The organism is Agriterribacter sp., from assembly GCF_035444585.1.
In the GTDB taxonomy this organism is placed as follows: domain Bacteria; phylum Bacteroidota; class Bacteroidia; order Chitinophagales; family Chitinophagaceae; genus Agriterribacter.
The window spans coordinates 6,213-12,380 of the sequence record NZ_DAOMOZ010000150.1 but is presented as its reverse complement, the minus strand read 5'-3'; the positions used below and the strand labels follow the sequence as shown (position 1 = coordinate 12,380).

The 6,168-nt window shown below is 43.8% G+C and carries 7 protein-coding genes; all 7 read left to right on the top strand.

What is annotated here, in order from left to right; translation table 11 throughout:
• Positions 1–216 precede the first annotated feature (216 nt).
• On the top strand, positions 217–1,029 hold the full coding sequence (locus PLH26_RS15175; RefSeq protein ID WP_324586877.1) for a thymidylate synthase: 813 nt from the start codon (positions 217–219) through the stop codon (positions 1,027–1,029).
• 306 nt (positions 1,030–1,335) lie between these two features.
• On the top strand, positions 1,336–1,839 hold the full coding sequence (locus PLH26_RS15170) for a dihydrofolate reductase (RefSeq protein WP_324586876.1): 504 nt from the start codon (positions 1,336–1,338) through the stop codon (positions 1,837–1,839).
• Between the two features lie 40 nt (positions 1,840–1,879).
• Complete coding sequence (locus tag PLH26_RS15165; RefSeq protein ID WP_324586875.1) at positions 1,880–2,677, top strand: O-methyltransferase; 798 nt, start codon at positions 1,880–1,882, stop codon at positions 2,675–2,677.
• Between the two features lie 280 nt (positions 2,678–2,957).
• Positions 2,958–4,079 (top strand): Re/Si-specific NAD(P)(+) transhydrogenase subunit alpha, encoded by a 1,122-nt coding sequence (locus PLH26_RS15160; RefSeq protein WP_324586874.1) that lies wholly within the window; start codon positions 2,958–2,960, stop codon positions 4,077–4,079.
• A gap of 4 nt (positions 4,080–4,083) precedes the next feature.
• Positions 4,084–4,422, top strand: a complete 339-nt coding sequence (locus PLH26_RS15155) for a proton-translocating transhydrogenase family protein (RefSeq protein ID WP_324586873.1) — start codon at positions 4,084–4,086, stop codon at positions 4,420–4,422.
• Between the two features lie 192 nt (positions 4,423–4,614).
• On the top strand, positions 4,615–4,977 hold the full coding sequence (locus PLH26_RS15150) for a four helix bundle protein (protein WP_324586872.1): 363 nt from the start codon (positions 4,615–4,617) through the stop codon (positions 4,975–4,977).
• 90 nt (positions 4,978–5,067) lie between these two features.
• Positions 5,068–6,168, top strand: a 1,101-nt coding sequence (locus PLH26_RS15145) for an NAD(P)(+) transhydrogenase (Re/Si-specific) subunit beta (protein ID WP_502876396.1), incomplete at its 3' end; no start/stop codon positions are given.

The window sequence follows — 6,168 nt, the reverse complement described above, 5'->3', positions numbered from 1 at the left end:
ATAAGAACCAAATCACAAGAACCAGATAAAAATTCAAATTTCAAATCCGAAGCGGTAAGCTCTAAATCCGGAGATGCGGTCGGCACCCGACAAAAGGAGGGTCAGTACCGCATCTGAGCGTAAAGTACCGGGGAACAAATCACAAGAACCAAACCTGCCCACCAGGGTAGCTGCCGCCAGGTTTTCAAATTATCTCTTTTGCCTTAACTTGCACCCATGCAACAATACCTGCAATTGCTTCAGCATGTTATAGACAATGGTGTACAAAAGCACGACCGTACCGGAACGGGTACCATAAGTTGTTTCGGATACCAGGCGCGGTTCAGTTTAAATGAAGGGTTTCCGCTGGTTACCACCAAAAAATTACACCTCAAAAGCATAATATACGAATTGCTGTGGTTTTTGAAGGGCGATACCAATATCAGGTACCTCAATGACCACAATGTAAGCATCTGGAATGAATGGGCGGATACCAATGGTGAGTTAGGGCCTGTATATGGAAAACAGTGGCGCAGTTGGGAAGGCGCCGGAGGGCAAACCATTGACCAGATCACAGAAGTTATTGATCAGATCAAAAAAAATCCCGACAGCCGGAGGTTAATTGTAAGCGCATGGAATGTGGCCGATCTCCCCAAAATGGCCTTAATGCCCTGTCATAATATGTTCCAGTTTTATGTGGCTGAACCAAAAGGTGGGGGAAAGCCTGCTCTTTCCTGCCAGTTGTATCAGCGGTCGGCCGATGTTTTTCTGGGCGTTCCCTTTAATATCGCTTCCTATGCTTTGCTTACGCTGATGATAGCGCAGGTTTGCGCCCTGGAGCCCGGTGAGTTTGTACATACCTTCGGTGATGTGCATTTGTACAACAATCATATAGAACAGGCGAAGCTCCAATTATCGCGCAAGCCATATCCTTTACCTGTAATGAAGTTAAACCAGGATGTAAAAAATATCTTTGATTTCAGGTTTGAAGATTTTACGCTGGAACATTACCAGCATCACCCGGCCATAAAAGCGCCGGTGGCGGTGTGAGGAGTTTATAGTTTATGATTTGTGGTTTATCGTTGAATCCGCTTCGGCGTACATGATTTGGTTGGTTCTTGTCTTTTGGTTCTTAGCTCTTTGTATTCTCTCGGATTCCGGAATTCCGGCTTCGGATTGGATTTGACATTTAATTTGTTCGAATTTCGGATTTTTGACTTCAGGCTTAATTTGTATTTTCATTGGTTCCAGGTTCTTTGTATTCCTCCGGATTTCGGATTTTTGACTTCGGGCTTAAATTGTATTTTCTTTGGTTCTTGTTTTTTGTGATTTGGTTCTTTGTATATAATTTGTCATATGCTTATATCCCTCATCGTTGCCGCTTCCGAAAACAATGCCATTGGTTATCACAATGAGCTGTTATGGCATTTGCCGAACGACCTCAGGTTTTTTAAAAACACCACCTGGGGCATGCCGGTTATTATGGGGCGTAAAACGTATTTGTCTATGGCCGGCGAACCTCTGCCAGGAAGATATAATATTGTTATTACGCGGCAGAAGGATCATGGTATACACCGCGATGATGTTTGGGTAGTGGGCTCGGTTGAAGAAGCCCTGGCAAAAGCAGCCGAAACAGATTGCAAAGAAGTTTTTGTAGCGGGTGGCGGGCAGATATACAATGTTTTTTTACCGCTTGCCGATAAAATTTATATGACCCGTGTACACGCCGTATTGAAAGGTGATGTTTTTTTTCCTGCTATAGACGAACAGAGCTGGAAGAAAGTGTATGAACTGGATTTTCCTTCAGATGCTAGGCATGCCTACGCATATTCCTTCCAGACATGGATAAGGGAAAGATAAGAATTTCGCTATTCCTCACCGTATCCATAGCTTTGACCCGATGTACGGTACATTTCAACTGGCTTTAAAATACATTCATTACCATCTCACTGCCACTAACGGTAAGGGACACGGCGTACATTCACCCTTTGTTTTCAATTTTATTACAGATGTATTGAATGACAGTCGGTTTTTTTATGCGTATGACCAGGTAGAGCGTTTGCGGGAGCAATTGCTGATCAACAATACCAAAATTGAAGTGCAGGATCATGGAGCAGGATCTTCCGTTATGGCGTCCCGTACAAGAACCATAAAAGATATTGCCAGGTGGTCATTAAAATCACCCAAATATGCCCGGTTGCTGTTCAGGATGGTTCATTGTTACCAGCCCCATACTATTGTGGAGCTGGGAACTTCGTTTGGCATCACTACAGCTTACCTTGCTGCAGCAAATACAGCATCCGAAGTGTTTACCTTTGAAGGCGCCGAAACCATAGCGGCGCTGGCAAAGCAGCATTTCGCGCATCTTGAGCTTCACAATATTCACCCGGTAACAGGAAATTTTGACAACACACTGCAACCGGCTTTACAAAAAATACAACAGGTTGATTTTGCTTTTGTTGATGGCAACCACCGTAAAGAGCCTGCACTCCGCTATTTTAACTGGTTGTTGCCTTATGCGCAACCGGCTTCCGTATTTGTTTTTGATGATATACACTGGAGCGCAGAAATGGAAGAAGCGTGGCAGATCATACAATCACATCCTTCCGTTACCTGCAGCATTGACCTGTTTTTTATCGGTATCGTTTTTTTTACACCGGATATTAAGATAAAGCAAAATTTCAGCATCCGTTTTTGAAGATTGCAATATTCTATTTTCATGGTTAGCTGTATAAGGTAATAAGATGGATTGGTGTGACTCCTTGTCGGTTACCAAGATAATAAGGCTTTGAATTACTTTTACTTTTTTTAGAGGAATCGGCATATGATATTTTCAGCATATTCCAATATTGCCAAAAGGTTCAGCATTTACCGGAATATGAACATATCTTTTATTTGAACGGGACTTTTTTCCCGGCATCTCAAATTTTTAATCAATCCTAAGTCCTTTATTCTCTGAAAATCTTTAAATTCATTTCATGATCGCAGGCATATTAAAAGAACCTACCGGAGAAAACAGGGTTTCCTTATTGCCCGGGCAGGCAGAGGCTTTGATAAAAAAGAAAGTGGAGGTACGGGTGGAAAATAAGGCCGGCACAGGCGCTTTTGCCGATGCTGCTGCCTACGATGCCAGGGGGGTTGCGTCGTTTTCAAGAAACGAACTGCTTTCTCAATGCGATATTATTCTTTCCCTGCATGGTATTGAAACGCCGGAAATAAGCAACCTGAAAAAAGGTGCACTGGTGCTGGGTGTTTTGCAGCCTTTGTATAACCCCGGGTTAATGCAGCAGTATGCAAATGCCGGCATTACGGTTTTTAGCATGGATATGCTGCCACGCACTTCCCGTGCGCAAAGCATGGACGTATTGAGCAGTCAGGCCAATATTGCAGGGTATAAAGCGGTATTAACTGCTGCTAACCATTACGGAAGATACTTCCCCATGTTCATGACGGCAGCCGGGAGCATTCCGCCGGCAAAAGTATTGATATTGGGCGCAGGTGTGGCGGGCTTGCAGGCTATCGCTACGGCAAGAAGACTGGGTGCTGTTGTAGAAGTGTTTGATACCCGTGCGGCTGTAAAAGAAGAGGTAATGAGCCTCGGTGCTAAATTTATTGAGGTGGAAGGCGTTGCCGATGCCAGTAAAGCCGGCGGATACGCGGTAGACCAGTCGGATGAGTACAAGCTGAGACAGCAGCAAAAAATCGCTGAACATATCGTTAAAGCGGATATTGTGATCACTACCGCCCAGATACCGGGCAAACGGGCGCCTCTGCTCATTACGGAAGATATGCTGAAAACCATGCGCACCGGATCGGTAATTGTTGATACGGCTGCAGCAACCGGCGGCAATACACCCGTTACAAAAAACAATGAAGAGGTCAGGTACAACGGGGTAAGCATCATTGGTAATTCGGAATTGCCTTCATCCATGCCTTTTGATGCCAGTAAAATGTACGGTAAAAATATCCTCAACTTTCTTGATCTTCTTATTGACGCTGAAGGGAGGTTAACATTGAATTTTGACGATGACCTTGTAAAAGGCACCTGCATTGTATACAACGGGGAAATTGTAAACGAAAAGATCAAAAACCTAATATAAAATCATGGAAACCATATTTTCCTTCATAGCTCAGCATCAGCAAATGATCTACATCGTTACGCTGATGGTATTTGTTGGAATTGAAGTGATCGGTCACGTACCTGCCGTATTGCACACACCGCTTATGAGCGGTGCCAATGCCATTCATGGTGTGGTGATCATTGGCGCCATCATAGTAATGGGCCAGGCGGCAAAAGATAATTATCCCGCACTCGTGCTGGGTTTTCTTGCGGTAATACTGGGCACATTGAATGTGGTAGGCGGGTTTGTGGTAACGGACAGGATGCTGGAAATGTTTAGTGGGAATAAAAATTCGAAGAACCAAAAAACAAGAACCAAGTAAAAATACAAAGAGCCAGAAAGCAAGAACCAAATAAAAATACAAAGAACCAAAAAACAAGAACCAAAAGCATGAACCAAACCTGTCCGCCGGGGCGTATAAAATTCAAAAAACTCAAAAACAAATAAAATAAAAGAATTCAAAATTCAGGTAAGGAATAAAAATAACCGATTGATCTCACCAAACTTCTTTACATTGGAATGGCAGCAAAATAAATATGACCTGGAAGAAAGAACAGCGGTTTTTGCGGAACGGGTAAGGGATTTCTGTTTGAAATTGCCAAGAAACAGTGCAAATGCAGAATACGTATCACAACTAATCCGGGCGGGTAGTTCACCCGGCGCTAATTATATTGAAGCGAATGAAAGTATAGGTGATAAAGATTTTAAGATGAAAATAAAAACTTGCCGGAGAGAGGCAAAAGAATCAGCTTATTGGTTAAGACTTGTTATAACTGATCATTCTTCTGAAATGGAAAATGAAAGAATTGGGTTGAGGCAGGAAGCAAAAGAATTTATTTTGATATTTTCTGCTATTTTGAAAAAGAGAGGAGAATGATTTGGATAAGGCGTTTAAATTTAATATTTATTGTTTTTTTTGTTATTTGCTTTTTGCTATTTGAGATTTCAAACATAAAACGTGGCAGCTATATTAACAACCATTTACCTCCTCGCCTCCATAACCTTTATTATTGGTTTAAAGATGCTGTCTCATCCTGCCAGGGCAAGGCGGGGCAACCTGATTGCTGCTGCAGGGATGGCTGCTGCTGTTGCCGGCACTATTTTTTTGTATAAAGATGAGGAGGGAAATGCGCTGGGCAATTATGCCTGGATATTTGGCGGTTTGCTCATTGGAGCTGTAGTGGGAACGGTTGCTGCACGCAAAGTGAAAATGACGGCTATGCCGGAAATGGTGAGCATGTTCAATGGAATGGGTGGTGCCTGTGCAGCTTTGATATCGGTGGTGGAGTTCGGTCATCTTATGCGCGAACTGCAATCGGCGCCGGCGCTGACAGCCATTGATGCGGCTTTTCAAAGCGGCTTGCGGCAGCACCTGCTTATCATTGTGGCAGGACTTGTTATTGGCAGTGTATCCTTTGCCGGTAGTATGGTAGCGTGGGCCAAGCTCAACGGGAAAATCAGGGATTTTGTTTTCAAAGGACAGCATCTGGTTAATATCGCTTTGCTCCTGGTCATTTTTTTTATATCGGTTTATCTTACCGGCTGGCTTCCTGCAAGCGGAGTGTCTTTGTTTTATATCATACTGGGATTATCCCTGCTGTACGGCGTTTTTTTTGTGATGCCTATCGGCGGAGCTGATATGCCTGTTGTTATTTCTTTGCTCAATTCTTTTACAGGGGCGGCTGCCGCATGCGGAGGCTTTTTATACAACAATAAGGCAATGCTTACGGGTGGTATATTGGTTGGTGCGGCGGGTACGTTGCTTACCATTTTAATGTGCAAAGCCATGAATCGTTCCCTCCTGAATGTGCTGATCGGGTCGTTTGGCGCCAGCAATAAAAGCACAGGAAGCGCAAAAGAGCATGGCAATTACAAAGAGATCTCGGTGAGTGATGCGGCAATGATAATGAATTACGCTCATAAGGTCATTATTGTTCCCGGTTACGGGTTAGCCGTGGCCCAGGCGCAGCATAACTGCCATGAGCTGGAAAAAATACTGGAGTCAAAAGGCGTGGAAGTTACGTATGCCATACATCCCGTTGCGGGTCGTATGCCGGGGCATATGAAC

Coding starts and splice junctions, on each gene's coding strand:
- PLH26_RS15175 (WP_324586877.1), top strand. CDS start 217: ATGCAACAATACCTGCAATTGCTTCAGCATGTTATAGACAATGGTGTA.
- PLH26_RS15170 (WP_324586876.1), top strand. CDS start 1,336: ATGCTTATATCCCTCATCGTTGCCGCTTCCGAAAACAATGCCATTGGT.
- PLH26_RS15165 (WP_324586875.1), top strand. CDS start 1,880: ATGTACGGTACATTTCAACTGGCTTTAAAATACATTCATTACCATCTC.
- PLH26_RS15160 (WP_324586874.1), top strand. CDS start 2,958: ATGATCGCAGGCATATTAAAAGAACCTACCGGAGAAAACAGGGTTTCC.
- PLH26_RS15155 (WP_324586873.1), top strand. CDS start 4,084: ATGGAAACCATATTTTCCTTCATAGCTCAGCATCAGCAAATGATCTAC.